Here is a 26112-nt window from a genome sequence, read left to right as displayed (position 1 = left end):
CGCGCCGCCGGGGCCCGCGAGCGCGAGCGCTCCGGCGCGGCGCGGGTCGAGGCCGGCGCCGGCGAGGCTCGCGCCGTCGAGCGGATCGAAGCCGAGCTGGGAGGCGAGCGCTCCGCGCACGCCGGCGAGCTCACCCGCGCCGGGGAAGGACGCGGCGGTCGCGTGGAGGGCGGCGAGGTCGGAGGCGGCGCGGCCCAGCTCCGGCGCGAGGACCGCCGCACGCACGCCGGGTGGGAGGAACCGCTCCGCGGGGGCACCGCGGACCGCCTCCCGGCAGCCGCACCCCCGGCACCCGGCGGCGAGCGCGACGGCGACGAGCAGTGCCGGGGCCGCGCGGCGGAGCACGCGGGTTTCTTAGCATGCTAAACAGGCGCGCTCATGATCTTCTCGAACGACGACGACGCCCCCATCGCGCTCGACCTCGCGCCCGACTGGGCGGCCCGGCTCGGGCCCTCCGCGGCCCGCCTGGAGCTCGAGATCGGCTGCGGCCACGGCGGCTTCGCCCTCGGGTTCGCGGCGGCGTACCCCGACCGGGCGCTCGTCGCGATCGAGCAGCGGCGCGCCTTCGCCGAGGAGGTCGCGGAGAAGCGGGAGCGGCGCGGGCACGCGAACCTCGTCGTCATCCAGGGCGACGCCCGCATCCTCGCGCCGCGCCTCTTCCGCGCGGGATCGCTCGCCGCGATCCACGTCCACTTCCCGGACCCCTGGTGGAAGCGCCGGCACGTCCGGCGGCGGCTCGTCGACGACCGCATGTCGACCCTGCTCCTCGGGCTCCTCGCGCCCGGCGGGCTGCTCGACTTCCGCACCGACGTCGAGCGCTACGCGCGGGAGGCGGTGGTGCGGCTCGAGGAGGCGGGGTTCGAGAACGAGGCCGGGCCCGGCGCGTTCGCGGAGCGGCCGCCCGACGAGATCCCCTCCACGCGCGAGAAGCGCTACCTCGAGACCGGTCAGCCGGTGTGGCGCCTGCGGATGCGCAAGCCGGAGTGACGGCGAGCGGAGACGCGAGCGCCCCCGGCCGCGTGGCCGGGGGCGTCGTCTTCCGGGCCGCTCCGCGCGCTTCGCCGCGTCGAGGCCTTCACGCTGTGTTAACGGCGCGTGCCGGTGCCGGACGTGTCGTAGCCGCCGCCCGTGCCCGTCGAGCCGCTGCTCGTGCCGGTGTCTGACGGGGTGCTGGTGCCGGGGGTGCTGCTGCCGGAGGTGTCGCTGCCGGTGGTGCCCGTGCCGCTGCCCGTCCCGCTGCCCGTGCCCGGGGTCGCTGCGCCCGTGTCGCTGGTCGTGCCGCTGCTGGGCGTGCTGGTGTCGCCGCCCATGTGGCCACCCATGTCGCCGCCCATGTGACCGCTGGTCCCGCCGGCCATCGGGGCCGCCTCGATCTTCACCGCGACCTGCTTGCCGTCCTGCTCGTTGAAGCTGGCGCGGACGTCCTGGCCCTGCTGGATGTCGGAGATCTGGCCGGTGCGGCCGTCCACGGTGACGATCGTCTCGGGGACGACCTGGAGCGTCCTGCTGTCGCCCATGTCCGACTGGATCGAGACCGAGCTCGACGACACGCTCGCGACCTTGCCCATCAGCACCTTGTCGCTGTCGTGTCCCTTGATGTCAGGGCTCTGGGCGGTCGCGCTGCCCGAGGTGCCATAGGTGTCGCTCTGCGTTCCGGATCGCGCCGTCGTTTCGCTGGCGGTCGCGGGCGTGGTCCCCTCGGCCCGGGCCGTGCGGTTCGCGTGGGACGTCGAGCAGGCGATGCCGAACGCGAACGGCAACGCCAGCGCCATCTTGCGGATCTGCATTCTTCTCCCCCTCCTGATGCGCAAATGCTGTGCGCGGGTTCATCGGCCGGCGAGCCCCACCCGAAGGTGCGGGCGAGCGCGCGGGCTTCACCGCTGCGCCGCCGCCGGTGCCAAATATGTGGACTCTGGCCGAGCGAGGAGCGGCCGAGCCACACGACGCGCGTTTCTGCTCGCCCGCCGCCCCGCACGCCGGGCCCCCGCCCGGCACGGCGACCCGGGTGCCCGGAGAAGCACGGCCTGCGGCTATGCTGGCGAGATGACCGCTCGATTCACGAGGATGGCCCTCGGCGCCGCCCTGCTCGCGCTCCTCTCCATCGCCTGCCGGCGTCCCGAGGGGCCGGCCGACCGCTACCGCGTCTTCGCCGCCGCCGCGCGGGCGGGCGACGCCGACACCGTGTGGAGCATGCTCTCGGAGCGCTCTCGCGCCGAGCTCGACGAGCGGGCGAGGCAGGTGGCCGCGCGCGCCGCTCCCGGGGTCCTGCCCGCGACCGGCCGCGAGCTCGTGCTCGGGGACCTCTCGCCCACGGCCGGCCGGCTCGCCTCGGTGACGGTCCGGCGCGAGTCGCGCGACGCGGCGCTGCTCGCCGTGCAGGTCGAGGGCGCGGCCGGCCCGGCGGAGGTCGAGATGGTGCGCGAGGACGGGCGCTGGCGCGTCGTCCTCCCGGACGCGCAGCGCTCCTCCGGCCGGTAGCCAGGCGCCGAACCCTCTGTTAGAAAACGCTCTCCGCCATGAAGACTGCCGCCCAGATCCGCGAGCTGTTCCTCCGCTTCTTCGAGGAGAGGGGGCACCGCCGCGTCCCCAGCTCCTCGCTCGTCCCGCAGAACGACCCGACGCTCCTCTTCACGAACGCCGGGATGAACCAGTTCAAGGACGTCTTCACGGGACGTGAGAAGCGCGACTACTCCCGGGCCACCACCGCGCAGAAGTGCGTCCGCGCCGGCGGCAAGCACAACGACCTGGAGAACGTCGGGTTCACCGCCCGTCACCACACGTTCTTCGAGATGCTCGGGAACTTCTCGTTCGGCGACTACTTCAAGAAGGACGCGATCGCCTGGGCGTGGGAGCTCGTCACCTCCGAGCGCTGGCTCGCGATCCCGAAGGAGCGGCTCGCTGCCACCGTCTTCGCGGGCGAGGGGACCCTGCCCTGGGACGAGGAGGCCTACGACCTCTGGAAGGCGCAGGGCGTCCCGCCGGAGCGGATCCACAAGCTCGGCGCGAAGGACAACTTCTGGGCGATGGGCGACACCGGGCCCTGCGGCCCGTGCTCCGAGCTCCACTTCTTCCAGGGGAACGACATCCCCTGCGCGGAGGAGAAGGCCGGTCGCGCCTGCCAGGGCGTCGCCTGCGACTGCGACCGCTGGCTCGAGATCTGGAACCTCGTCTTCATGCAGTTCGAGCGCGGCGCCGACGGGGGCCTCACCCCGCTGCCCAAGCCCTCGATCGACACGGGCGCCGGCCTCGAGCGCATGGCGGCGGTCGCGCAGGGCAAGCGCTCGAACTACGACACCGACGTCTTCCAGAACATCATCCGCGCCATCGAGAAGCTCGCCGGGAAGCGCTACGGGGCGACCGACGCGGACGACGACGTGTCGATGCGGGTCATCGCCGACCACGCCCGCGCCACGACCTTCCTCGTGGGCGACGGCGTGCTCCCCGCCAACGAGGGGCGCGGCTACGTGCTCCGCCGCATCATGCGGCGCGCCATCCGCCACGGGAAGCGGCTCGGCCTCGAGAAGCCGTTCCTCGCGGACGTGTGCGAGGCGGTGATGCTGGAGATGGGCGACGCGTATCCGGAGACGCGCGAGAACCGCGCCTTCATCACCAAGGTGGCCGCGCAGGAGGAGGAGTCGTTCCGGCGCACGCTCGACAAGGGCCTCGCGATCCTCGAGGCCGAGATGCGCAAGCTCACGGCGCCCGAGACGCACCTCGGCAAGCCCGCCACGCCGCCGCCCGAGCGCCAGCGGCCGGTCATCGAGGGCAAGGTGGCGTTCCAGCTCTACGACACCTTCGGCTTCCCCCTCGACCTGACCCGCGTCATCGCGGCGGAGCGCGGCTTCGACGTGGACGAGCAGGGCTTCGACCGGCACATGGCCGAGCAGCGCGCCCGCTCCGAGTGGAAGGGCTCGGGGGAGCAGGCCACCGGCGATCTGCACAAGCAGATCGCGGGCGAGCTCGGCGAGATCCGCTTCCTCGGCTACGAGGCGCCCAGCGCGCGCGCCGAGGTGAAGGCGCTCGTCGCGAACGGCGCGCGCGTCGCGAGGGCGGCGAAGGGGGACCGGGTCGAGGTCGTGACCGCCGCGACACCGTTCTACGGCGAGTCGGGCGGCCAGGTCGGCGACCAGGGCACCATCACCGCGGCCGGCGTGCGCGTCCGGGTGGAGGACACGCACCGGCCCGTCCCCGGGCTCGTCGTCCACGCCGGCGTGGTCGAGGAGGGCGCGCTCGCGGTGGGCGACGTCGTGGAGCTCGCCGTCGACGATCGGCGCCGCGACCTCATCCGCGCGAACCACTCGGCGACGCACCTCCTCCAGCTCGCGCTGCGCGAGACGCTCGGGGAGCACGTGAAGCAGGCCGGCTCGATCGTGGCGCCGGACTACCTGCGCTTCGACTTCTCGCACTTCCAGCCGCTCTCCGACGAGGAGCTCTTCGCCGTCGAGCGGCGGGTGAACGAGCTCGTGCGCGAGAACGCCGAGACGGACACCTCGGTGCTGAGGCTCGAGGAGGCGCGCCAGTCCGGCGCGATGATGATCTTCGGCGAGAAGTACGGCGACGTCGTCCGCGTCGTCCGCATCGGGCCCTCCAAGGAGCTCTGCGGCGGGACTCACGTGCGCCGCGCCGGCGACATCGCGTTCTTCAAGATCGCGAGCGAGGAGTCGATCGCCGCCGGCGTGCGGCGCATCGTGGCGTACACGGGCCCGAAGGCGGTCGAGCTCTCCCAGCGCGAGGCCGACGAGCTCCGGCGCGCGGCGGCGCTCCTCAAGGCGGGCGCCTTCGAGGTCGCGCAGAAGATCGAGCAGAGCCAGCGGCGCGTGAAGGAGCTCGAGCGCGCCCTCGACGACGCGAAGGGCAAGATCGCCGCGGCGCAGTCGGGTGATCTCGTGGCCCAGGCGCGCGAGGTGAACGGCGGCGCGAAGGTCCTCGCCGTGCGCGTGCAGGGCGACGGCAAGAGCCTGCGCGAGCTCGCGGACAAGCTGCGCGATCGGATCGGCAAGGGCGTCGTCGCGCTCGGCGCGGAGCAGGACGGCAAGGCGATCCTGCTGGTCGCGGTCACGAAGGATCTCACCGCGAAGCTCAAGGCGGGCGACCTCGTGAAGGAGGCGGCGAAGCTCGTCGGGGGCTCCGGCGGCGGCAAGCCGGACCTGGCGCAGGCGGGCGGCTCGGACCCCGCCGGGCTCGAGCGGGCGCTCGCGAAGGTGCAGGAGCTCGTCGCCGCCGCGCTCGGGTGATTGGCGAGTCACCCGGGAAACGCCGGACCGCGTTCGGGTGGCGGGGCGGGTGTCAAGCGAGGCGCGGCGTTGACCGCGCCCGCGCCCCCCGCCTACGATCCTCCCCCGCACGATGGCTCCGGTCCCCCGCCCGCGTCCGCAGCGCCGACGTTCACGAATCGTGGACTTCGCGCGAGCGCGCGAGGCGCGGCGGCTCAGGGACTTCCAGGCCCGCTGCCGCACGGTCACCGACGTGAACCGCGGCGCGCTCGGGCGGCTCTTCCAGACCGGCCTCATCTTCACGCGCCAGGGCGCGCGGCTCGGCCGCGATCTCCTCCTCGCCCACCAGCACCTCCTGCGCGTCTCGGACCTGCTCGACAAGATCGGCGAGCTGCCGGATCCCGGCGCGGATGGGGACGCCGCCGCCCTCTACGAGGAGGCGCAGGCGCTCCTCGCGCGCACCACCGAGCTCGCCGCGCGCTGCAGCGTGGTGCTCGCGCGCGGCAGCTGACCGCGCGTCCCGCGCCCGAGGGACGCGCGGCCGCGCGGCCGTCGCCGCCCGTCGCCGTCGCCCCCCGCTCCACGTTCACTGTACGACAACCCCTTCCTTGCGGTCCGCCGCGGGGCAGGGCAGGCTCGCCCGGGTCTCCAACCGGGAGTCAATACCTCCATGCGCAAGCACGCCCTCCTCGCCGCGATCGCGGCCCTCCTCCTCCCCGCCGCCGCGTCCGCGCAGGTCTCCCTCGGCGCCCGGCTCGGCTTCGCCCCGGCGATGGGCAACGTCGGCGGCGACGCCGGGGGCTCCAGCGTCGACCTGAGCGACTTCACGAAGAGCCAGATCCCGCTGCAGCTCGACCTGATGGTCCGCGTGACCCCCCAGCTCGCCCTCGGCGGCTACGCGTCCTACGGCTGGTCGAAGGGGACGCTGGATCTCGACGGGACGAACCAGAACGTGTGCGACCTCGACGGCGTGGACTGCTCCGGCGGCGTGCTGCGGCTCGGCGTGCAGGCGACCTACGCGTTCTCGACCACCGGCCAGTTCCAGCCCTGGGCGGGCGTGGGCACCGGCTGGGAGCGGAACCGGGTGAAGGCGGAGGGCGGCGGCGAGGAGCTCGAGTTCACGTTCTCCGGCTGGGAGGTCCTGAACCTGCAGCTCGGCGGCGACTACTTCGCCTCTCCTCGGTTCGCCGTCGGTCCCTACCTGATGCTCAGCGTCGGCCGCTACGGCGAGATGAAGTACTCCGACAGCCTGGGGAACTCCGCGAGCGCCGACATCACCGACAAGGACGCCCACGAGTGGGTTCAGTTCGGCGTCCGCGGCCGCTTCGACCTGTAGCCGCCCGATCATCGAAGCGTCGAAGCCGCTGCGTCAACGGACGGCCGCCTCTCGGGGCGGCCGTCCTCGTTCGCGGGTTGCGGGACGGGCGGGCGCGGAGTACCCCTTCGGCCGCGATCGCGAGGGAGGGAAGGCATGCACGGGAAGCTCGTCGAGCTCGAGGTGGAGTCGCGCGCGCTGGCCGGGAACGCGCTCGGGGATCCGGACCGGCGGCTCGTGCTCGCCTACCTGCCGCCCGGCCACGGTGCGGCGCCGCTGCCCGCGGTCTACTTCCTCCACGGCTTCACCGGGAGCGCGCGCGGGTGGTCGAACACCTCGGTGTTCGCGCCGACGGTGCCCGAGCGGCTCGACGCGCTCGTCGCCTCGGGCGCCATCCCGCCGGTCGTGGGGGTGTTCCCGGACGGCATGACCGCGCTCGGCGGGACGCAGTGGACGAACGCGCCCGCCGTGGGCCGCTACCAGGACTACGTCGCGGAGGACGTGGTCGCCCACGTCGACGCCGCGCTCGGCACCCTCCCGCGCCGGGAGGGGCGCGCGATCGTCGGGAAGAGCTCGGGAGGCTACGGCGCGCTCGTCATGGGCCGCGACCGGCCCGACGTGTTCGCCCACCTCGCCTGCCACGCGGGGGACGCCTACTTCGAGTACTGCTACCTCCCCGACCTCCCGAAGGCGGCGGCGGCGCTCTCCGCCTCGGGCGACGCGGCGGCGTGGCTCGCGGAGGCGAAGCGGCGCGCGGCGGAGACCAAGCTCGGCGGGGCCGACCACCCCGTCCTGAACGTCCTCGCGATGGCGGCGCACTACGGCCCCGACCCGCGCGCGCCGCTCGGCCTCGCGCTACCCTTCGAGCTGCCCTCCGGTCGCGTCCGCGAGGACGTGTGGGCGCGCTGGCTCGAGCACGATCCCGTCCGCTTCGCGCCGCGGGCGCTCGAGGCCTACCGCCGGCTGGCGAGCGTGTTCGTCGACTGCGGGACGCGCGACGAGTACCACCTGCGCTGGGGCGCCCGCATGGTGGTCGAGACCCTGCGGGCGGGCGGCGTCGAGGTCGTGCACGAGGAGTTCGAGGACGGACACATGGGCATCAACTACCGGTTCGACGCCTCGCTGCGCTTCCTCGTCCCGCGCCTCGCGCGCGGGTAGGGCGTCGCGCGTCGGCGCGCGGCGCGCGGCGCGCGGGTGCGCGGCCCGGGGCTCCGCTATCATGCCGGGATGATCGTCCCCTCCCGCGCGGCCGCCTGGTCGCTCCTCTGCGAGTACACGAAGACGCAGCCCCTGCGCCGGCACGCGCTGGCCGTCGAGGCCTCGATGCGGGCGCTCGCGCGGCGCGCCGGCGTGACCGAGCCGGGCGAGCTCGAGACCTGGGGCGTCGTCGGCCTCCTGCACGACTTCGACTACGAGCGCTGGCCGACCGAGGCGGACCACGTCTTCCGCGGCATGGAGATCCTGCGCGCGCAGGGCTGGCCCGAGGCCATCGTGAAGGCGGTGGGGGCGCACGCGTTCTACACGGGCGTGCCGCGCGAGACGCCCATGGAGCGGGCCATCGTGGCCGCGGACGAGCTCACCGGGTTCGTCGGCGCCTGCGCGCTCGTGCGGCCGTCGCGGAGCGTCGTCGACCTGCCGCCCGAGTCGGTGGTGAAGAAGATGAAGGACAAGGCGTTCGCACGCTCGGTGGACCGCGAGTACATCCGGCGGGGCGCCGAGGAGATCGGGGCGCCGCTGCCCGAGGTCGTCGCGCTCGTCATCCGCGCTCAGATCCCCATCGCGGAGCGGCTGGGGCTCGCGGGGGCCCCCGCGCCGGACCTGCCGGACGCGCCCGTCCCGCCCGAGCCGGCCGAGCCCGCGGGGTAGCCCGCCGCCCTTGCCTCCCGGGTGGGGGCGAAGGTGCCCCGCGCGGAGATGGCGGGCCCCGCAGGACCGGGCCGCCCTTCATCTGCGCTCCCTAGCTTGGAGACATGGCCAGGACCACGCTCGCGCTCCTGCTCGCCGTGACCGCCTGTGGGCGCCTCGACGACGTGGACTTCACGCGCTCCGCGACGCTCACCATCCCGGGCACCCCCGGCGGCGGACCCTCGGGGGCGATCGGTGGATTCGCCCCGATCGACCTCGGCGGGCAGGAGGCGCTCCGCGCGCAGGGCATCGACCCGAACGACATCGACTCCGCGCACCTGCGCCGGCTGCACCTCGAGGTGCGGGAGGGCGCGAGCCTCGAGACGTGGCTCGACGACCTCGTCCTGCGCGCGCGGGCGGACGGCCTCCCCGCCGTCGTGGTCGCCGAGAAGCACGGCGTCCGCGCGCTGCCGGCCGGGACGCGCGCGCTCGACCTCGACGTCCACGGCGACGTCGACCTGAAGCCGTACCTCACCGGCCAGTCCCCGACGCTCGGCATCGAGGCGACCGGCGCGCCGCCCGCCTCGAACACCACCGTCGAGATCACCGCGACGATCCGCGTCGACGTGAACGTGACGGGGCTCCTTCGCTGAACGACAGCTCGTGGTCGCGCTCACCTTCGGTGACGCGAATCATGCTGTCGTTCAGCCATGTTCGAACGGGGGCTGCGCCCCGGCGGGCTCGCGTCGCTCGCCCGTCGCGAACCGTGATCGGACGTTCAGACCGGGGCGCCCGCGGATCGAAAGAGAACGGCCGCCCCGAGGGGCGGCCGCTCTCTTCCTGGCGTCACCGGGAGCCGGCGCCGCTCTACACGACAGTTCGTGATTCGCGATCACCTTCGGTGACGCGAATCACACTGTCGTTCAGCCATGTTCGAACTGGGGCTGCGCCCCCGCCCCGCCGAGCGACGCTCGTCGGGGCCCCACCCCGGCTCGCCGGGTCCCGTGCGCCGCCGCGAGCGGCTTCGCCGCATCCGCGGCGTCGCCCCGGCGGGCTCGCTTCGCTCGCCTGTTCGCGAATCATGATCGGCCGATTAGTCCCGCCCGCCGCGGCGCAGGAACGCCGGGATGTCGTACTGGTCCTCGTCGAGCGGCTTGTAGATGGCGGGCTCGCGACGGATCGAGACCGGCGTGCGCACGACGGCGGGCGCGGTCGCGGGGACGGTCTGGCTGGCGAGGCGGATCGGATCCTTCTTCGCCTCGGGAGGCAGCGGCGGCGGCATCGCCTTCGCGACCGGCGCGGTGATGGGCACCTGCACCTGCGTGGCGGGCCGGGCGGTGGGCTTCACCTCCCGCTGGTGGAACCCGGTGGCGATGACGGTGATCTTCACCTCGTCGCCGAGGTGGTCGTTGATCACCGAGCCGAAGATGATGTTCGCGTCCGGGTCCGCCGCGGCCTGCGCCATCGACACCGCCTCGTTCACCTCGAACAGGGTGAGGTCGGGGCCGCCGCTGATGTTCACGAGCAGGCCCGTGGCGCCGTCGAGCGTCACGTCCTCGAGGAGCGGCGAGTTGATGGCGGCCTGCATCGCCTCCACCGCGCGGCGGTCGCCGCCGGCGCGGCCGGTGCCCATGAGCGCGAGGCCCTGCTCGCTCATGATGGTGCGCACGTCGGCGAAGTCGACGTTCACGAGGCCGTGCACGGTGATGAGGTCGGAGATGCCCTGCACCGCGTTGAGCAGCACCTCGTCGGCGCGCTTGAACGCGTCGGCGAGCGACATGTTCTCACCCGCCACCGAGAGCAGCCGCTGGTTGGGGATGACGATGAGCGTGTCGACGGCCGCCTTGAGCTCGGCGAGCCCCTGCTCGGCCTGCTTGCGGCGCTTGTTCCCCTCGAAGAGGAACGGCTTCGTCACGACGCCGACGGTGAGGGCGCCCGTGGACTTGGCGATGTCGGCCACGACCGGGGCGCCGCCCGTCCCGGTGCCGCCGCCCATGCCGGCGGTGACGAACACCATGTCGGCGCCCTCGAGGGCCGACGCGATCTGATCGCGCTCCTCGAGCGCCGCGGTGCGTCCCACCTCCGGGTTGGCGCCCGCGCCGAGGCCGCGCGACGCGCTCCGCCCCAGCTGGATCTTCACGCTCGCCTTGTTGGCCGCGAGCGCCTGCACGTCCGTGTTCGCGGCGATGAACTCGACGCCGTCGAGGCGCCCCGCGACCATCGTGTTGATCGCGTTGCCGCCGCCGCCCCCGACGCCGATCACCTTGATTCGCGCGCCGTCCTGCTTGTCCGTGTACTCGATCATGGCAGGCTCCCCGCGGGCTAGAAGATCTCCCCGAGCCACTCCTTCATCCGGTTCTTCACCTTCCGGTACACGTTCTCCTCGCGGATCTTGAAGTACGGCGAGAGATCCTGCTGCTGGGCCCCGTAGATCACGAGGCCCACCGCGGTCGCGTACATCGGGCTCTTCACCACGTCGACCAGGCCGCCGATGCCGCGCGGCATCCCCTTGCGCACCGGCAGGCCCAGCACCTCCTCGGCCATCTCCGTCATGCCGGCGAGGAGCGTCGAGCCGCCGGTGATGACGATGCCCGAGGCGAGGATCTCCTCCATCCCGCACTTCTGCAGCTCGTGCTGGACGAGCATGAAGATCTCCTCGACCCGCGGCTCCACGATCTCGGCGAGGATGTGGCGGGAGAGGACGCGGGGCTGGCCGCCGCCCACGCTCGGCACCTCGATGGTCTCGGACTTGTCGACCATCGAGCCCATCGCGCAGCCGTACTGCTTCTTGATCCGCTCGGCCTCGTGCGTCGGGGTGCGGAGCCCGACCGCCACGTCGTTCGTGAGGTGGTTGCCGCCGAGGGAGATGACGGCGGTGTGCTGGATCGCGCCGTTGTGGAAGACCGCGATGTCGGTCGTGCCCCCGCCGATGTCCACGAGGCAGACGCCGAGCTCCTTCTCGTCGTCGGAGAGGGTCGCGAGCGAGGACGCGAGCGGCTGCAGGACGATGTCGGCGACGTTGAGGCCGGTGCGCTGCGCGCACTTCACGATGTTCTGCGCGGACGAGACCGCGCCCGTGACGATGAGCGCCTTCGCCTCCAGGCGCACGCCGCTCATCCCGACCGGCTCCTTCACGCCGTCCTGGTCGTCGACCACGTACTCCTGCGGCAGGACGTGGATCACCTCGCGGTCGAGCGGGATCGCGACCGCCTTCGCCTGGTCGATGACGCGGTCGACGTCCTGCTGGCGGACCTCCTTGTCCTTCACCGCCACCACGCCGTGCGAGGGGAAGGCCTTGATGTGGCCGCCGGCGATCCCGGTGTAGACGGTGCTGATCTCGCAGCCCGCCATGTGCTCCGCCTCCTCGATCGCGCGCTTGATCGAGGCGACCGTGGCGTCGATGTTGACGACCACGCCCTTGCGCAGCCCCTTCGACGGGTGCGAGCCGATGCCGATGATGTCGATGCCGTCGTCGGTCACCTCGCCGACGATGGCGCAGATCTTCGTCGTGCCGATGTCCAGGCCGACGAGGATGTCCCCGGTTTTCGCCATTGACCACCTCCGGGCGAGTTGGCGCCGTCGCGCTTCGCCCAACCTGCGGCCCTCTCGGACCGCCACCACCGCCACCACCTTCGCGCCGCGCCGACCACCGGCCGCGCCGCGAGCCGAAGCTCGACCCGCGCTAGGGGCTCGCCTGCTCAGGCGAGCCCTTCGCGCGCGACAGCCGCACGGCCACCCAGTCCGGGCGCCGCCGGTTGTCGAGATGCAGCACTTCCGCGCGCTGCCCCTCGGCGTCGACCGCCGCGAGCACGCGCTCCAGTCGCCAGAGCTTCTCGGGAAGCTCCCCCTGTCCCAGCCGGATCTCGACGCCCTCTTCGCCGGCCCAGAGCGTCGTCCCGTAATCCGCGTCGAGGTGGATCTCGGAGATGGGCGCGCGCCTGTCGAGGCCGCGCTCCGTCCAGCGGTCGACGAGCGCGAGCGCACCCGCGAGGCGCGGCTCGACGTCGTCCCGGTGCTCGACCCACTCCTCGCGCCCGATGCCCGTCACCACCGGCAGGTCCAGCCCGTCTCCGGGCGTCGCCCGCTTGAAGACCTCGCCCCGCTCGTCGACGAGGTAGAGCGCGCCCAGATCGACGAGGGCGCGCGCGCGCCGCTCCACCACCGCCACCTCGAGCGCCGCGGGAAACCGCCGGCGGACCTCCACCGAGGCGATCCACGGGTGCCGCCGCAGCGCCGCCGCCACCGCGTCGGGATCGACCGCGAGCAGGTGGTCCCCCACCGCCACCGGAGAGAGCTCGAGCAGCTCCTGCGCGGTCGCGCGCGAGAGGCCCTCGAAGCGGATCTCGTCGATGCGCAGCAGGCTGCCCACCACCGCCACGCGCCAGACGCCGAACCCGGCGCCGGCCAGGCAGAGGGCGAGCACGGCGAACGGGAACGCGAAGCGGAGGGCCGCCGCGGCCTTGCGCCGCCGCTCCCCCGGAACCCTGTCCACGCGCCGCCGGTTCGGACCCCGCGCCACCGCCGCTCCCCAGCGCCCGGTCACGGGGCCGCCGCACACGGCCGCCGCGCTTCCGGGCGGTATCGCCCGATGTTGGAGGATGGCAGAGGGCCGGGGGGCCGCAAGTTTTCGACCTACACGCGACCCAGGGGCGAGTCCGATCAGCGGGTTGGCCGGCCTCGATGCGGGGGAGGGCCGAGCCGGTGTGGGGCATGACGGTCGAGGTCGAGGTCGAGGTCACCCACAGTGAACTGACCGATCTTCGGGCACACGCCCGCCGCCACCTCCACCTGCCGCCGTCCCCTTCTTTCGCCCCTGCCGGCGCTCGTGCTCTCGTGGGTCGCTCTACCGCTCGGCGGTGCCCCTCTTCGAGCGGACCTCGATCGACCGATTCTCCAAACGCCCGCGAAAGCCCTGGTGCATCGCCCGGCCGGTACCTCGACTCCTGGGCTAGGGGTCTCCTCGTAGCGTCCTCGGGCGGCATACGTCGTGCCACACGAGCACCTAGCGTCGTGGGAGTCGGCAGGGGGGGAAACATGAAGACGACGAGGCGGACGGGCAGGTGGCTGCGCGGTGTGGCGGCGTTGCTGGCGGCGGGGTGGGCGAGCGCTGGAGCGGGTCAAGTGCCGCCGACGGTGCTGGCCGGTAGCGCCATCCCGAAGTGGATGGAGGAGCTACCGCGGATCAACCTCCAGGGCGGGCAGGCCGCGGACACGCCGCCCTGGACCATCGACACGCACTACGGGTACGACTCCGCTACGAGGACGCCCGGGAAGCTCTCGCTGCACATGTGCGAGGTGAAGGCGCAGATGCTGCCGGGGAAGCTCTACGGCCCCACGACGACGTGGGCGTACCGGGCCGGAGGCTGTCCGACGTCGGGCGAGACTCTCGACACGTACCTCGGTCCCGTCGTCGTCGCGCAGCGCGGCATCCCGACCGAGATCACGTACGTGAACGAGCTCGGCACGGTCGCCACCACGAAGCTCGACGCGTACCGGACGAGCACAGACCAGACGCTGCACTGGGCGGATCCCCTCAGCCTCGGCTGCATGATGAAGGCCGCGATGAACGAGTGGACGGACGCGAACGGCGCCTTCGTCATGTACCCGCCCCCCGGGGATCCGTGCGCCTTCGACTACGACGGACCGATCCCGGCGGTGGCGCACCTCCACGGCGGCGAGGTGCCGGCCGAGGTCGACGGCTCCCCGGACTCGTGGTTCACCCCGGACCTGGGCGAGGACTCGCGGTTCGGCCCGAAGTACTACACCAAGGGTTACGAAGGGCCCGAGGACGCCGCGCCGGGCAAGGCCGTCTACACGTACCCCAACGTCCAGGAGGCCGCGCCGCTCTGGTTCCACGATCACACGCTCGGCGCGACGCGTCTCAACGTCTACGCGGGGCTCGCCGGCGCGTACCCGCTGAAGGACGATCCGGCGAAGCTCGCGGACTTCCTGCCGGCCGTCGAGGAGACGATCCCCATCATCATCCAGGACCGGAGGTTCTACACGAACGGTGAGCTCTGGTTCACCGCAGGCCTGAACGGCGGCTTCACCGCGCCGAGCCCGGGCTGGGCGCTCAACCCCGAGCACCCGTACTGGAACCCGGAGTTCCTCGGCGACGCGATCGCGGTGAACGGGAAGGTGTGGCCGCGCCTCACGATCCCGGCGAAGCGGCACCGCTTCCTCTTCGTGAACGGCTCGAACGCGCGCACCTACGAGCTCTTCCTCACGAACCCGAAGACGAAGGTGAACGGCCCGGCGCTGTGGGTGATCGGGACCGACGGCGGCTACCTCGACGCGCCCGCGAAGATCGATCCCAGCGGGACGAAGACGATCCCGCAGAAGCTCGTGATCATGCCGGGCGAGCGGTACGAGATCATCGTCGACTTCACGAACTACGCCGGCCAGACCCTGCTGCTGCGGAACACGGCGCGGGCCCCCCCACCCCCGGGCCCCCCCCCCCCCCCCCCCCCCCCCCCCCCCACCCCCCCCCCCCACGGCTCCACTACCGGCCAGATCCTCCAGCTCCAGATCGGCCCGGCGGAGCAGGGAACCCCCTACGATCCGGCCGCGCCCGGCGCGATCGTCCGCAAGCAGCCCATGCAGCGGCTCGTCCAGCCCGGCGCGGTGACGCCGAGCGTCGCCCCCGATCTCGTCCGGCAGCTCACGCTCAACGAGGTGATGGGCATGCCGATGACCGCGGTGAACCCCATCAACGGCGCGCTCACCGCGTATCCGGGTGGCCCGCTCGAGATCCTCGTCAACAACACGAAGTGGACCGGCGTCGCGGCGATGGGCGAGCCGAGGACGGACTTCACGCCTCGGGACGGTGACGACCTCGCCTACTCCGAGGTCCCGGTGGAGGGCGACGTCGAGGTCTGGGAGATCGTGAACACGACCGCCGACGCGCACCCGATCCACCTCCACCTCGTGCAGTTCCAGATCCTCAGCCGGCAGAGGTTCGACGCCGCGAAGTACGCGGCCGCGTACGCCCTGGCCTTCCCGAAGGGCTGCACGCCCGTCGACCCCATGGGCACGACCTACTGTCCGGGCTACGGCCCGCCGCTCGCGTACGGGACGAAGGACACGCCGCAGGACACCTCGGAGAAGATCGCGACCGCCCTGCGCCGCGATTACCCGGTCCGGACGGGCGTCCCGGTCGTGGGCGGAAACCCCGACGTCACGCCCTACCTGCAGGGGCCGGTGCTGCCCGCGGTCACCTACGAGCGCGGCTGGAAGGACACCGTCCAGGCGCCGCCCGGGATGGTGACGCGCATCCTCGTGCGGTGGGGGCCCACCGACACGGCCACCACCGCGGCGGCGAGGTTCGCGTTCGACCCATCGGGCGACGATACGTACAACTACGTCTGGCACTGCCACATCATCGACCACGAGGACAACGAGATGATGCGGCCGGACTTCGTCACGCCGGCTTCCGGCGTGACGCGGGAGTTCACCCGGGGGACGGAAGTCACGAGCTACTGATCATCTCGGCGGCACCCCGGCGCCCCGGTCGCGAGCTCGCGGCCGGGGCGCCGTCGCGAGCTGCGAGCGAGCGCTCGGGAGGGCGCGCCGCGGGAAGCGGAGGCTGCCCCGCGCCCTTGGCCCGCCGGTCACTCCGTGCTCTCATCCCCCCGTGTTCCTCCCCGACGAAGCCGCCGCCGCGCTCGAGGCGCTGCGGCGCACCGGCCACGAGGTGCGGTTCGAGATCAAGAAGGCCTGCGAGCAGGAGCGCTGGCGGCTCAAGGCGCTCTACGACGTCGCGGACGACGACGGGGTGCCGCCCCGCACGATCCACCTCGGGCTCCTCTGGTCCGACGACCGCCAGGGCGTGCGCGATCTCAGGGAGCGGCTCGAGCGGGGCGAGAGCGGCCGGGCGCCGTAGCGCAGTCGCCGCCGCCCGAGGGTCCGCGGTTCGGCCGATGGGCTTTCACGCTCCGCACGGGTACTCGCCGTGAAGGGCCGTCTGGGCGATCGTCGCCCTCCGGAGAACGGAGGCGTCACGATGGATGGCGAGGTGGGGTGCCGGCGCACGTGGAAGCCGCCGCGCGGCGCGCGCCTCTCCCGGGCACGAGCGCCCCGCGACGTTCCGCGGTAGATCGCCGACTGCATGAAGCTCCCCCTCTTCGGCAAGGCGCACGAGGCGACCGCGGGGCCGGACTTCGTCTGGTTCGTGTACGGCTCGTCGCTCGACGGCGAGGCGTTCGCCGCGTGGGCCCAGGAGCACGGCTACGCGGCGCCGTCGTTCGAGGGCGCCCGGCGCGTGCGGCTCGTCGGCTACCGCCTCGCGTTCGACGTGCTCTCCCGCGCGTGGGGAGGCGCGGTGGCGAACCTCGCCCGCTCTCCGGGCGACGTCGTCGAGGGGATCGCGCTGCCCATGCCCGGCGCGTCGCGCGGCCTCGCCGATCACAGGGAGGGGGCGGTCTCAGGGCTGTACGAGGCGTTCGAGGTGGAGCTCTCGCCGGTCGACGGCGGCCCGCACGTCCCCGCCATCGCCTACCGCGCCACCAACTCGCGCCGCCTGGCGAGTGACGCGCCGCCGTCACCCGCCTACCTGGAGGTGCTGCTTCGCGGCGCCCGCGCGCGCGGCCTCTCGGACGAGTGGATCCGGCGCCTCGAGGCGCTCGCGCCGAAGCGCTGAGCCGAGCGCGCTCCCGGTCAGGCGAGCGCGCCCCGCGGCGGCGCCGGGCGCCGGCGGGCGACGGCGAGGTACGACAGCGCCGCGAGCTTCCCGGCGCTCATGGTCAGGTAGCTCGCCCAGCTCCAGGGGATGCCGAGGGCGAAGGCGATCCCCACGAGGAACGCGCCAGTGTCGAGCGCCACGCCGGCGAGCTGCGACCAGAGCACGCGCGCGCGGAACGAGCCGCGCACCTTCGTGAACACGAGCTGGTCGAGGAGCTCGGCCGCGAAGAAGGCGCCGCCGGACACGAGCGCGAGCCGCGGGTTGAACGCGGCGGTGATGAGCGCGCCCGCGAGCGAGGCGAGCCACACCTTGCCGCCGATCTCCTGCTGGGCGTAGTCGCGCAGGATGAACGTCGCGCCCACGAGCAGCGTCGCGAACGAGAACACGCCGCCCCAGGGCGGCCGGACGGGCGGGAACACGACGAAGGCCGCGTTCACCGCGATGATGGAGAGGACGTAGAGGAGCGTGCGCAAGGGGACCTTCGGAGAGCGGCAGAGAGGTATACCCGGAGCGCGGCGCGGCGCACGCCGGCGTCACCGCACCTCGATGACGCCCTGGAACATGTTCATCGCGCAGGCGTACCTGAGCTCGCCGGCGCGCGCCGGCGTGAAGGAGACGGTGACCGGCTCGTTCAGCGGCAGCGGCTGGTGGATGCCGAGCTCGGGGAGCACGAGCTCCTTCGCGCAGGTCTCGTCGGTGGTGCGCGTGACCACGAGGGTGAGGGGGACGTCCTTCCTCGCCTGCACCTTCCAGGGCTCGAAGCCGCGCTTCGTCACCGTGATCCTCACCGGCTCACCGGGTCCGGGGCGGCGATCGCAGGCGGCGAGGCCGGCGAGGGCGCCGAGCAGGGCGACGAGGGCGAGGGTGTGGGGGTGCGCATCGGGCATTCTCCTTGCGTCGCGCGCCCGCGTCCCGGGCGCGGCGGCGCAGTCTCGCATGCATGCGCGTCGCGCGCGACACCATCGGGGGAAGGGCGCGCGGGCTGCGCCCGCGGTCGATGGGCCGACGCGGCGCGTCCGGCGCGACCGGGGAGTCGCGCGCGGGCAGCGCCCGCACCTAGCGTCAGCCAACGTGCTGAGCGCGTCCCTGCTGCTCGCGTCCCTCGCCGCCGCTGCGACCGCGGCGTGGCCCGGCTCGCCCGACTGGCCGCTCGTCCCCGGCATGATGGGCTACAACGCGCTCCCGGTCCTGCCCAACGTCGACCCCGTGATCGGGACGCGCGTGGAGGTGGAGCTGTCCGCCGCGGCACAGGTCTCCGGCCTCGCGCTCCGGGATCACGCCGCCACCCCCTACCTCCGGCTGCTGTTTCCGTTCCGCGAGACCGCCGCGCTGGAGGTGGACGGGACGCCCATCGAGATCTGGCGCACCTCCACGGCGACGCAGCACCGGCTCGGAGCGCGCTACCGTGCGGACGGCACCCCGGGAGACGCCCGGTTCGGCGCACGCTTCCTCCTCCTCCGGGAGCGCGCGGCGCCCGCGATCGGCCTCCGGCTCAGCGTGAAGTCGGCCACGGGCAAGGGGCTCGCCTCGCGCCGGTTCACGAACGCGCCGGGCTACGCGATCGACCTCCTCGCGGGCAAGGACGTCGGCGCGCTCGGCGCGGCGCGCCTGCGCGCGCTCGGGCGGGTCGGCTTCGTCTCCTGGCAGTTCGCGCAGAACCGGCAGGACGACGCGTTCGCCTACGGCGGGACCCTGCGCGCGAGCGGCCCGTCGGGCGCGGCGGTCGAGCTCGAGTGGCGCGGGTACGCCGGGTGGCGGTTCGCCGATCGCCCGAGCGTGCTCGGGCTCGGAGCGATCGTGCCGGTGCGCGGCGGCGAGCTCAGGGCGGCGCTGAACGCCGGGGTCACCGCGGACGCCCCGCCGCTCGAGCTGCGGGTCGGCTACGTGTGGCGCTTCGAGGTCCCGGCGCTGCTGCGGGCGGAGGGGCCGGCGGCGCGGCCTACGCCTTGAGCGCGGCGCCGTCGAGGATGCGCTCGCACAGATCGGGGAAGGCGAGCCCCAGGCCGGCGGCGATCTTCGGCACGAGAGAGGTCGCCGTCATGCCGGGGAGGGTGTTCACCTCGAGGATGAACGGCGTGCCGTCGGGCGCCACGATGAAGTCCACGCGGCTCACCCCGCTGCAGCCGAGCCCGCGGTGCGCGACCTCCGCGGCGGCCATCACGCGCGCCACGTGCGCCTCGGGGATGCGGGCCGGGTAGTAGTACTTGGTGGTCCCGGCGGTGTACTTGGCGGCGTAGTCGTAGAACTCGTTCGCGGGGGCGATCTCGATCGCGCCGAGCGCCTTGCCCTCGAGCACGGCCACGTTCACCTCGGTGCCCTTCACGTAGCGCTCGACGATGACGTCGCCCTTGTAGCGGGCCGCCTCGCGGCACGCGTCGGCGAGCCGGGCCGCGTCCTTCACGATCTGCACGCCCACCGAGGAGCCCTCGCCGGCGGGCTTCACGACGCAGGGCACGCCGAAGGGGAGGTCCGAGGCGCGGATCTCGGCGGCGCGCCCGGGCGGGAACGCGCGGTACTCGATGACGTCGAGGCCGAGCGCCTTGAAGATCGCCTTCGAGACCGTCTTGTCCATGCCCATCGCGGACGCGGTGACGCCGGAGCCGGTGTACGGGATCTCCATGCACTCGAGGAGCCCCTGCACGCAGCCGTCCTCGCCCCAGCGGCCGTGCAGCGCGACGAACGCGACGTCGATCCGGAGCTCGCGCAGCCGCGCGGCGAGCTCGGTGTCCACGTCCACGAGCGTGACGTCGTGGCCCTTCGTGCGGAGCGCGTCGGCGCAGGCGGCGCCGGTGCGGAGCGAGACCTCGCGCTCCGAGGAGCGACCGCCGTACAGCACCGCGACCTTCTTGCCCGTCCACTTGCCCATTGTCCGTCTCCCGATCCTCAGACAGCGACCTCGAACCCTACCGCGACCTCGCTCACCATTCCGCGGCTCACTCCCCGCGCAGCGCCTCGAGCTCCTCTGCAAGGAACTCGCCCACGAGCCGGACCTCGGTCTCGAGCGCGAGGCCGAACCGCTCCTTCACCTTGCGCCGCGCGAGCGCCATGAGCGCGAGGACGTCGCGCGCGGTGGCCCCGCCGAGGTTCGAGATGAAGTTCGCGTGGACGTCCGACCACGTGGCGTTCCCGACACGGTACCCCTTGAGGCCGACGGCCTCGATGAGCCGGCCGGCGAAGTCGCCCGGGGGGTTCGTGAACGTCGAGCCGAAGGTGGGACGGTCGAGCGGCTGCGTCCGCCGGCGCCGATCGCGGTCCTCCTGCATGACGCGCGCGCTCTCGGCCACGTCGCCCGGCCGCAGGGTCACCGCGAGCCGCGTGACGACGGCGCCCGCGGGGAGGAGGCAGGTGCGGTAGGCGAAGCCGAGCGCCGCGGCGGGGACGAACCCCGCGCCGTCGGCGGTCGCGAGCTCGACCTCGGTGACGACGTCCTTCATCTCGCCGAGGGTCGTCCCGGCGTTCATCGCCACCGCGCCGCCGAGCGTGCCGGGGATGCCCGCCACGAACTCCACCCCGACGAGGCCCGCTGCGTGGGCCTGGATCCACAGCCGGGTGGTGGGCGCGCCGGCGCCGAGCACGAGCCGGGAGCCCTCCCGGCGCTCCTCCCCGAACCCCTGCGGCAGCCGGAGGACGACGCCGCGCACGCCCGCGTCGGCGACGAGGGTGTTCGCGCCGCCGCCCAGGATCGTGAGCGGCACCCCGAGCTCGCGGACCGCGCGGAGCAGCGCCGCGAGCGCGTCGGGATCCTCCGGGCGGACGAGGAGGTCGGCCGGACCGCCGACCCGCACGGCCGTGCGCGGCGCGAGGGGCGCGTCGCGCACGAGCTCCCCGCGCACCCGCCGCGCGAGCTCCGCGCGCCAGTCGGCGGCGCCCGCCCCGAAGACCGCGCCCGGCACGCTAGCCCTCGAGCAGCCCGAGCAGCTCGGGGCCGACCGCGGTGATGTCGCCCGCGCCGAGGGTGAGGACGATGTCGCCGGGCCGCACCCGCGCGCGCGCCGCGCGGGCGAGCTCGGCGCGGGGCGCGAGCGAGACGTCGCGGTGGCCGCAGGCGCGGATCGCCTCGGCGAGCGCCTCGGAGGTCGCGCCGGGGATGGGCTCCTCGCCGGCGGCGTAGATGTCGGTGAGGACGAGCACGTCCGCGTCGTTGAAGGCGGTCGCGAACTCCGGGAGCAGGTCGCGCGTGCGCGTGTAGCGGTGCGGCTGGAACAGGCACACCACCCGCCGGCGGAAGGCCTCGCGCGCGCCGAGCAGGGTCGCCTTCACCTCCGCCGGGTGGTGGCCGTAGTCGTCGACCACCGTCACGCCGCCCGCCTCCCCGCGCACCGTGAAGCGGCGCTGCACGCCGCCGAACGAGGCGAGCGCCGCGCGGGTGACGTCGGGCGGCACGCCCATCTCGTCGGCGAGCGCCACGACCGCGAGGGCGTTGAGCGCGTTGTGGCGCCCGACGAGCTTCACCTCGAAGCGGCCCAGCGGCTCCTCGCGCCGGAAGGCGTCGAAGCGGACCGCGTGGCCGGAGACCTCGATCGCCTCGGCGCGGTAGTCGGCCTGGTGGCCCTCGCCGTAGGTGACGTAGCGGCTCTCCACCTCGGGCAGGAGCGACTGCACGGTGGGGTGGTCGATGCACAGGATCGCGCGGCCGTAGAACGGGACGCGGTTCACGAAGTCGAGGAAGCCCCGCCGCAGCGCCTCCTCGGTCTTCCAGTGATCGAGGTGCTCCGGGTCGATGTTCGTGACGATCGCGATGGTCGGCGGGATGTGGAGGAACGAGCCGTCCGACTCGTCCGCCTCGACGACCATGTAGTCACCCCGGCCGAGCTTCGCGTTCGAGCCGAAGGTGTTCACCTTGCCGCCCACCACCGCCGTCGGGTCGAGGCCCGCGTGGGCGAGGAGGTGCGCCGCGAGCGAGGTGGTCGTGGTCTTCCCGTGCGAGCCGGCGATGGCCACCCCGTACTTGAGCCGCATGAGCTCGGCGAGCATCTCCGCGCGGGGGATGATCGGGATCTTGCGGCGGCGCGCCTCGACGACCTCCGGGTTGTCCCGGCGGACCGCCGAGGAGGTGACGACCACGTCGACCTGCTCGACGTGCTGCGCCGCGTGGCCCCGCTCGATCCGGCCGCCGAGGCCGGCGAGGCGGCGGGTGATCTCCGACTCCTTCAGGTCGGAGCCGGAGACGGCGTAGCCGAGGTTCAGCAGCACCTCGGCGATGCCGCTCATGCCGATGCCGCCGATGCCGACGAAGTGGATCTTGGCGGGTCTGGAACGGAAGAGGCTCATCGCGTGGGGGTCCGGGCGGTCAGGCGAGGTCGGGTGGGCGGACGGGGCCGTGGCCGGGGGCGCGCTCCTGGCCGGCGGGGGAGCCCCAGCGGCGGCGCACGAGCTCGGCGCACACGTCGCCGATCTCCTTCGCCGCCTGCGGGCTGCCGAGCCGCCCCGCGGCGCGCACCATCCGCTCGCGCCGCTCGGGGTGGGTGAGGACGGAGCGGATCTCCGCGGCGAGCAGCTCGCCGGTGAGGTCGCGCTCCTCGATCATGACCGCCGCGCCCGCGTCCACGAGGCTGCGCGCGTTCAGCACCTGGTGGTTGTCGGCGGCGGCGGGGAAGGGGACCAGGATCGACGGCTTCTTGCAGACGGTGAGCTCGGCGAGCGTGGTCGCGCCGGCGCGGCACACGACGAGGTCGGCCCCGGCGTACGCCGCGCTCATGTCGTGGATGAACTCTCGCACGTCCGGCTCGAACCCGCAGGCGCGGTAGCCCTTCTCGACCTGCTCGCGGTCGCGCGCGCCGGTCTGGTGGGTGACGCGGAGCCCGTCGCGCAGGTCGGCGAGGTGCGGGAGCGCCTCGACGACGCGCATGTTGAGCGCGTGCGCGCCCTGCGATCCGCCGAAGACGAGGAGCCGCAGCCGGTCGTGCTCGACGTCCGGCCGCATGTAGTTCTCCATGAGCTTGCGGCGGATGGGGTTGCCGAGCTGGTACACCTTGCGGCCGGGGAAGTGCCGCGCGGCCTCCGGGAAGGCGGTGAAGACCGCCTCGACGAACCGCCCGAGCACCCGGTTGGTGAACCCGGCGATCGCGTTCTGCTCCTGGACCGCCGTCGGGATCCTGAGCAGCGAGGCCACGAGCACCACGGGCCCGCTCGCGTAGCCGCCCACCCCGATCACCACGTCCGGCCGCCACTTGCGCAGGATCCGGTAGGACTGGAGGAGCGCGCGCGGGATGAGGAGCAGGTTCACGAGGAGCGAGAGGAGCCCCTTGCCCTTCAGCCCCTTCACGTCGATGAGCTCGATCGGGAACCCCGCCGCGGGGACGACCTTCGCCTCGAGCCCGCGCCCGGTGCCGACGAAGACGACGTCGTTCGCCGGGTGGCGCCCGACCACCTCCTCCGCGAGGGCGATGCCGGGGAAGACGTGGCCCCCGGTGCCGCCGCCGGCGATGAGCATCCTCATGACGTCGTCCCTTCCACACCCGTGTCGAGCCGTGCGTCCCCGGCCGCCCGCGACCGCTCGGCGCTCGGGCGCACGATCACCGCCGAGGGCGCGCGGCGCAAGAACCCGCCGCGCTCGCCGCTCACCGTGAGCAGGACGCCCGCCGCCCCGAGGAGCGTCATGAGCGAGGAGCCGCCGTAGGAGACGAAGGGCAGGGTGAGCCCCTTCGTCGGCAACAGGCCGAACACCACCGCCAGGTTCACGAGCGCCTGCGCGCCGACGAGCGAGGTCACGCCGAGCGCCGCGTAGCAGCCGAACGGCTCGGACGCGTGCAGCGCGGCGCGCACGCCGCGCCAGACCACCACCGCGTACAGCGAGACGAGCAGCAGGATCCCGAGCAGCCCCGTCTCCTCCGCGATCACCGCCGCGATGAAGTCCGTGTGCGCCGCCGGCAGGTAGAAGAGCTTGCCCTTGCCCTGGCCGAGCCCCTGGCCGAGCCAGCCGCCGTGCGCGGTGCCGAGGAGCGACTCCCAGAGCTGGAACCCGGGCCCGTAGCGGTAGCGCTCCGGATCGAGGAACGCCATGACGCGCTCGTACCGGTAGGGCGTGGACTTCACGAGGTGCCAGGCGACGGGCAGGGCGAGCAGCCCCGCGCCGAGCAGGTAGGAGACGCGCGCGCCCGCCGCGAAGAGCATCGCGAAGAGGACGAGGAAGAGGATGACCCCCGTCCCCATGTCGCTCTGCCACAGGCAGAGGGCGACGAGCGCGCCCGTCACGAGGAGGTGGGGGAGGAGCCCGATGGAGAAGATCCGGACCTTCTCCTGCTTCCGCGCGAGCGAGCGCGCGAGGTAGAGGACGAGCGCCACCTTCGCCGCCTCGGCGGGCTGGAACTGCAGGGGGCCGAGCGGGATCCAGCGCTGCGCGCCGCCGGCGGTCTTCCCGAGCACCGGGACGAGGAGGAGGGTGAAGAAGGTGACGGCGAGGAGCGGGTAGGCGAGCGCCGAGATCCTCCGGGCGCCGAGGCGGAGCGCGGCCACGAGCAGCCCGACGCCCACCCCGGCCGCGAGGAGCTGCCGCTTCAGGTAGTAGAACTCGTCGTGCCCGAGCCGCGCGCTCTGTGACGCCGGGATCGCGCTCGCCGAGTACACCATCACCGCGCCGAGCGCGGTGAGCGCGAGCAGCGCGCCGAGGAGGAGCCCGTCGATGTGGGCCCCGGCGCGCGGCGCGGACGTGTCCTCGGCTCGGCTCATGAGAGCTCCGCGACGTGGCGGCGGAACGCGGCGCCACGCTCCTCGTAGCTGCGGAACTGATCGTAGCTCGCGCAGGCCGGAGAGAGGAGGACCGCGTCCCCCGGACGGGCGAGGGCCGCCGCCCGACGCACCGCGGCCTCGAGCGTGCCGCAGGGCTCGGTGGGGCAGAGATCGCCGAGCTCGCGCTCGACGGCGGGCGCGTCCTCGCCGACGGTGAGGAGCGCCTTCACGCGGCCGGGGAAGAGCGGACGGAGGGGGGCGTACGGCGCTCCCTTGCCGCGGCCGCCCATGACGAGCACGACGCGCGGCGCGCCGGCCGGGAAGGCGGAGAGGCCGACGTAGGTGGAGTCGACGTTGGTCGCCTTCGAGTCGTTCACCCACTCCACCCCGCCCCGCTCGGAGACGAGCTCGAGCCGGTGCGGCAGGCCGGGGAACGCGTCGAGCCCCGCCTGCACCGCGTCGCCCGGCACGCCGAGGAGCCGCGCCGAGAGCACGGCGGCCATCGCGTTCTCGCGGTTGTGCCGTCCGCGGAGCGCCCGGTTGGCCAGGCGGAACCGCTCGGGCGCGCCGCCGCCGCGCCGGACCCACAGCTCGGTCGCGCCGCCCGCCCCCGGCTCGCCGCCCGGATCGCGCGCGCCGTCGGGCGCGGGGGGGCCGAAGCCGAAGGTGTGCAGCGCGGCGCGCGAGCTCTCGGCCATGGCGAGCGCGCGCGGGTCGCGGGCGTTCGCGACGGCGTGGTTGTCCGCCTGCTGGAGCGCGAAGAGCCGCGCCTTCGCGGCGGCGTAGTCGTCCACGTCGCGGTAGCGGTCGAGGTGATCCGGGGTGACGTTCAGGATGGCCGCCACGCGCGGGCGGAGCGAGAGGAGCCCCTCGATCTGGAAGGACGAGAGCTCGAGGACGACCACCTCCGCGCCGCCGCCCTCGAGGACGTGCTCGCAGAGGGGGGTGCCGAGGTTCCCGCCGGTGAACGTCCGCCGGTGGCGCGCGAAGAGGGCGCCGGCGAGCGCGGTCGTCGTGCTCTTCCCGTTCGTCCCGGTGATCGCGACGATCGGCACCGCGGGGAGGAAGCGGGCGGCGAGCTCCGCCTCGCCCCACACGGGCACGCCTGCCGCGCGGGCCGCGCGGAGCTCGGGGATCGCCATGGGGACGCCGGGCGAGACCACGACGAGGTCGGCGTGCTCGAAGTCGGCGGGATCGTGGCCGCCGAGCGCGCGGCGCACGCTCGCGCCGGCGAGCGCGGCGAGCGGGGCGGAGAGGTGCTCCTCGCCGCGCCGGTCGGTGACGGTGACGCGCGCGCCCTCGCGCGCGCAGAGGCGCGCCGCCGCCACGCCGCTCTTGGCGAGGCCGACGACGGTGACGCGCTTGCCCTTCAGATCGGGGGTGCTCAAGGC

At 73.6% G+C, this 26112-nt stretch carries 24 protein-coding genes and 1 pseudogene; 12 read left to right on the top strand and 13 right to left on the bottom strand.

Annotated elements, in window-relative coordinates:
• Nucleotides 1-345 (bottom strand): annotated as a pseudogene (locus MNZ29_RS12045) (hypothetical protein); the annotation flags it as partial.
• Nucleotides 346-378: 33 nt separating this feature from the next.
• On the opposite strand from MNZ29_RS12045, the gene trmB reads away from it, so the two are divergent.
• Nucleotides 379-987, top strand: coding sequence for a tRNA (guanosine(46)-N7)-methyltransferase TrmB (trmB, locus tag MNZ29_RS12040; protein ID WP_242355378.1), 609 nt, complete (start codon nt 379-381; stop codon nt 985-987).
• 98 nt (nt 988-1085) lie between these two features.
• On the opposite strand, the gene MNZ29_RS12035 is transcribed toward trmB, so the two are convergent.
• Nucleotides 1086-1787, bottom strand: coding sequence for a hypothetical protein (locus MNZ29_RS12035; RefSeq protein WP_242355375.1), 702 nt, complete (start codon nt 1785-1787; stop codon nt 1086-1088).
• 256 nt (nt 1788-2043) lie between these two features.
• On the opposite strand from MNZ29_RS12035, the gene MNZ29_RS12030 reads away from it, so the two are divergent.
• The 7 genes from MNZ29_RS12030 to MNZ29_RS12000 all read left to right on the top strand — a co-directional run bounded on the left by MNZ29_RS12030 (nt 2044) and on the right by MNZ29_RS12000 (nt 9026).
• Nucleotides 2044-2478 (top strand): hypothetical protein, encoded by a 435-nt coding sequence (locus tag MNZ29_RS12030; RefSeq protein ID WP_242341199.1) that lies wholly within the window; start codon nt 2044-2046, stop codon nt 2476-2478.
• A gap of 38 nt (nt 2479-2516) precedes the next feature.
• Nucleotides 2517-5234 (top strand): alanine--tRNA ligase, encoded by a 2718-nt coding sequence (gene alaS, locus MNZ29_RS12025; RefSeq protein ID WP_242355373.1) that lies wholly within the window; start codon nt 2517-2519, stop codon nt 5232-5234.
• Between the two features lie 160 nt (nt 5235-5394).
• Complete coding sequence (locus tag MNZ29_RS12020) at nt 5395-5724, top strand: hypothetical protein (protein ID WP_242341197.1); 330 nt, start codon at nt 5395-5397, stop codon at nt 5722-5724.
• 159 nt (nt 5725-5883) lie between these two features.
• The gene (locus MNZ29_RS12015) at nt 5884-6549 is read left to right on the top strand and encodes an outer membrane beta-barrel protein (protein WP_242355372.1); all 666 of its coding nucleotides are present in this window, start codon (nt 5884-5886) and stop codon (nt 6547-6549) included.
• Between the two features lie 135 nt (nt 6550-6684).
• Complete coding sequence (locus MNZ29_RS12010) at nt 6685-7686, top strand: alpha/beta hydrolase family protein (RefSeq protein ID WP_242355370.1); 1002 nt, start codon at nt 6685-6687, stop codon at nt 7684-7686.
• 69 nt (nt 7687-7755) lie between these two features.
• Complete coding sequence (locus MNZ29_RS12005) at nt 7756-8394, top strand: HDIG domain-containing metalloprotein (RefSeq protein WP_242355368.1); 639 nt, start codon at nt 7756-7758, stop codon at nt 8392-8394.
• A 104-nt stretch (nt 8395-8498) separates the two neighbouring features.
• On the top strand, nt 8499-9026 hold the full coding sequence (locus tag MNZ29_RS12000; RefSeq protein WP_242355366.1) for a hypothetical protein: 528 nt from the start codon (nt 8499-8501) through the stop codon (nt 9024-9026).
• A 440-nt stretch (nt 9027-9466) separates the two neighbouring features.
• Here the strand turns inward: MNZ29_RS12000 and ftsZ are convergent, their stop codons facing one another.
• The 3 genes from ftsZ to MNZ29_RS11985 form a co-directional block, all read right to left on the bottom strand.
• The gene (gene ftsZ, locus MNZ29_RS11995; RefSeq protein WP_242339187.1) at nt 9467-10678 is read right to left on the bottom strand and encodes a cell division protein FtsZ; all 1212 of its coding nucleotides are present in this window, start codon (nt 10676-10678) and stop codon (nt 9467-9469) included.
• A gap of 17 nt (nt 10679-10695) precedes the next feature.
• Complete coding sequence (gene ftsA, locus MNZ29_RS11990; protein WP_242339185.1) at nt 10696-11925, bottom strand: cell division protein FtsA; 1230 nt, start codon at nt 11923-11925, stop codon at nt 10696-10698.
• A gap of 130 nt (nt 11926-12055) precedes the next feature.
• Nucleotides 12056-12865, bottom strand: coding sequence for an FtsQ-type POTRA domain-containing protein (locus MNZ29_RS11985; RefSeq protein WP_242355364.1), 810 nt, complete (start codon nt 12863-12865; stop codon nt 12056-12058).
• A 542-nt stretch (nt 12866-13407) separates the two neighbouring features.
• On the opposite strand from MNZ29_RS11985, the gene MNZ29_RS24470 reads away from it, so the two are divergent.
• From MNZ29_RS24470 to MNZ29_RS11965, 3 genes are all read left to right on the top strand, one after another.
• The gene (locus tag MNZ29_RS24470; RefSeq protein ID WP_277957272.1) at nt 13408-15855 is read left to right on the top strand and encodes a multicopper oxidase family protein; all 2448 of its coding nucleotides are present in this window, start codon (nt 13408-13410) and stop codon (nt 15853-15855) included.
• Nucleotides 15856-16006: 151 nt separating this feature from the next.
• The gene (locus MNZ29_RS11970; RefSeq protein ID WP_242339181.1) at nt 16007-16255 is read left to right on the top strand and encodes a hypothetical protein; all 249 of its coding nucleotides are present in this window, start codon (nt 16007-16009) and stop codon (nt 16253-16255) included.
• A 225-nt stretch (nt 16256-16480) separates the two neighbouring features.
• The gene (locus MNZ29_RS11965) at nt 16481-17011 is read left to right on the top strand and encodes a gamma-glutamylcyclotransferase (RefSeq protein ID WP_242339178.1); all 531 of its coding nucleotides are present in this window, start codon (nt 16481-16483) and stop codon (nt 17009-17011) included.
• Between the two features lie 17 nt (nt 17012-17028).
• Here MNZ29_RS11965 and MNZ29_RS11960 read toward each other — a convergent pair whose 3' ends face one another.
• Together MNZ29_RS11960 and MNZ29_RS11955 are read right to left on the bottom strand one after the other, a co-directional pair.
• The gene (locus tag MNZ29_RS11960; RefSeq protein ID WP_242339175.1) at nt 17029-17526 is read right to left on the bottom strand and encodes a hypothetical protein; all 498 of its coding nucleotides are present in this window, start codon (nt 17524-17526) and stop codon (nt 17029-17031) included.
• Nucleotides 17527-17586: 60 nt separating this feature from the next.
• Complete coding sequence (locus MNZ29_RS11955; protein ID WP_242355362.1) at nt 17587-17940, bottom strand: cupredoxin domain-containing protein; 354 nt, start codon at nt 17938-17940, stop codon at nt 17587-17589.
• A gap of 184 nt (nt 17941-18124) precedes the next feature.
• On the opposite strand from MNZ29_RS11955, the gene MNZ29_RS11950 reads away from it, so the two are divergent.
• The gene (locus MNZ29_RS11950; RefSeq protein WP_242339171.1) at nt 18125-19003 is read left to right on the top strand and encodes a hypothetical protein; all 879 of its coding nucleotides are present in this window, start codon (nt 18125-18127) and stop codon (nt 19001-19003) included.
• Here MNZ29_RS11950 and MNZ29_RS11945 read toward each other — a convergent pair.
• From MNZ29_RS11945 to murD, 6 genes are all read right to left on the bottom strand, one after another.
• Nucleotides 18993-19919: a D-alanine--D-alanine ligase gene (locus MNZ29_RS11945; protein ID WP_242339168.1), complete on the bottom strand. Its 927-nt coding sequence runs from the start codon at nt 19917-19919 to the stop codon at nt 18993-18995. The genes MNZ29_RS11950 and MNZ29_RS11945 overlap by 11 nt on opposite strands.
• A 67-nt stretch (nt 19920-19986) precedes the next feature.
• Entirely contained in the window at nt 19987-20946 is a 960-nt protein-coding gene (murB, locus tag MNZ29_RS11940) for a UDP-N-acetylmuramate dehydrogenase (RefSeq protein ID WP_242339166.1), read from the bottom strand.
• A gap of 1 nt (nt 20947) precedes the next feature.
• A complete protein-coding gene (gene murC / locus MNZ29_RS11935) occupies nt 20948-22324 on the bottom strand; it encodes a UDP-N-acetylmuramate--L-alanine ligase (protein ID WP_242339163.1) in 1377 nt (458 codons plus the stop codon).
• 19 nt (nt 22325-22343) lie between these two features.
• Nucleotides 22344-23492 carry an undecaprenyldiphospho-muramoylpentapeptide beta-N-acetylglucosaminyltransferase gene (gene murG, locus MNZ29_RS11930; RefSeq protein ID WP_242339160.1) on the bottom strand — a complete coding sequence of 383 codons (1149 nt, stop codon included), beginning with the start codon at nt 23490-23492 and terminating at the stop codon, nt 22344-22346.
• Complete coding sequence (gene ftsW / locus MNZ29_RS11925) at nt 23489-24721, bottom strand: putative lipid II flippase FtsW (RefSeq protein WP_242355360.1); 1233 nt, start codon at nt 24719-24721, stop codon at nt 23489-23491. The genes murG and ftsW overlap by 4 nt, the downstream gene beginning before the upstream one ends.
• Nucleotides 24718-26109 carry a UDP-N-acetylmuramoyl-L-alanine--D-glutamate ligase gene (gene murD / locus MNZ29_RS11920; protein ID WP_242339155.1) on the bottom strand — a complete coding sequence of 464 codons (1392 nt, stop codon included), beginning with the start codon at nt 26107-26109 and terminating at the stop codon, nt 24718-24720. Before murD ends, ftsW begins: the two co-directional genes overlap by 4 nt.
• Nucleotides 26110-26112: the final 3 nt, after the last annotated feature.

It is taken from the genome of Anaeromyxobacter sp. SG64 (assembly GCF_022690745.1).
In the GTDB taxonomy this organism is placed as follows: Bacteria; Myxococcota; Myxococcia; order Myxococcales; family Anaeromyxobacteraceae; genus Anaeromyxobacter; species Anaeromyxobacter soli.
The sequence above is the reverse complement of the archived record's forward strand: the minus strand, read 5'-3'. Positions and strand labels throughout refer to the sequence as shown.

Bases quoted from the DNA above. Each gene is read 5' to 3' on its own strand.
- trmB (WP_242355378.1), top strand. From the start codon at position 379: ATGATCTTCTCGAACGACGACGACGCCCCCATCGCGCTCGACCTCGCG.
- MNZ29_RS12035 (WP_242355375.1), bottom strand. From the start codon at position 1,787: ATGCAGATCCGCAAGATGGCGCTGGCGTTGCCGTTCGCGTTCGGCATC.
- MNZ29_RS12030 (WP_242341199.1), top strand. From the start codon at position 2,044: ATGACCGCTCGATTCACGAGGATGGCCCTCGGCGCCGCCCTGCTCGCG.
- alaS (WP_242355373.1), top strand. From the start codon at position 2,517: ATGAAGACTGCCGCCCAGATCCGCGAGCTGTTCCTCCGCTTCTTCGAG.
- MNZ29_RS12015 (WP_242355372.1), top strand. From the start codon at position 5,884: ATGCGCAAGCACGCCCTCCTCGCCGCGATCGCGGCCCTCCTCCTCCCC.
- MNZ29_RS12010 (WP_242355370.1), top strand. From the start codon at position 6,685: ATGCACGGGAAGCTCGTCGAGCTCGAGGTGGAGTCGCGCGCGCTGGCC.
- MNZ29_RS12005 (WP_242355368.1), top strand. From the start codon at position 7,756: ATGATCGTCCCCTCCCGCGCGGCCGCCTGGTCGCTCCTCTGCGAGTAC.
- MNZ29_RS12000 (WP_242355366.1), top strand. From the start codon at position 8,499: ATGGCCAGGACCACGCTCGCGCTCCTGCTCGCCGTGACCGCCTGTGGG.
- ftsZ (WP_242339187.1), bottom strand. From the start codon at position 10,678: ATGATCGAGTACACGGACAAGCAGGACGGCGCGCGAATCAAGGTGATC.
- ftsA (WP_242339185.1), bottom strand. From the start codon at position 11,925: ATGGCGAAAACCGGGGACATCCTCGTCGGCCTGGACATCGGCACGACG.
- MNZ29_RS24470 (WP_277957272.1), top strand. From the start codon at position 13,408: ATGAAGACGACGAGGCGGACGGGCAGGTGGCTGCGCGGTGTGGCGGCG.
- MNZ29_RS11965 (WP_242339178.1), top strand. From the start codon at position 16,481: ATGAAGCTCCCCCTCTTCGGCAAGGCGCACGAGGCGACCGCGGGGCCG.
- MNZ29_RS11955 (WP_242355362.1), bottom strand. From the start codon at position 17,940: ATGCCCGATGCGCACCCCCACACCCTCGCCCTCGTCGCCCTGCTCGGC.
- MNZ29_RS11945 (WP_242339168.1), bottom strand. From the start codon at position 19,919: ATGGGCAAGTGGACGGGCAAGAAGGTCGCGGTGCTGTACGGCGGTCGC.
- murC (WP_242339163.1), bottom strand. From the start codon at position 22,324: ATGAGCCTCTTCCGTTCCAGACCCGCCAAGATCCACTTCGTCGGCATC.
- murG (WP_242339160.1), bottom strand. From the start codon at position 23,492: ATGAGGATGCTCATCGCCGGCGGCGGCACCGGGGGCCACGTCTTCCCC.
- ftsW (WP_242355360.1), bottom strand. From the start codon at position 24,721: ATGAGCCGAGCCGAGGACACGTCCGCGCCGCGCGCCGGGGCCCACATC.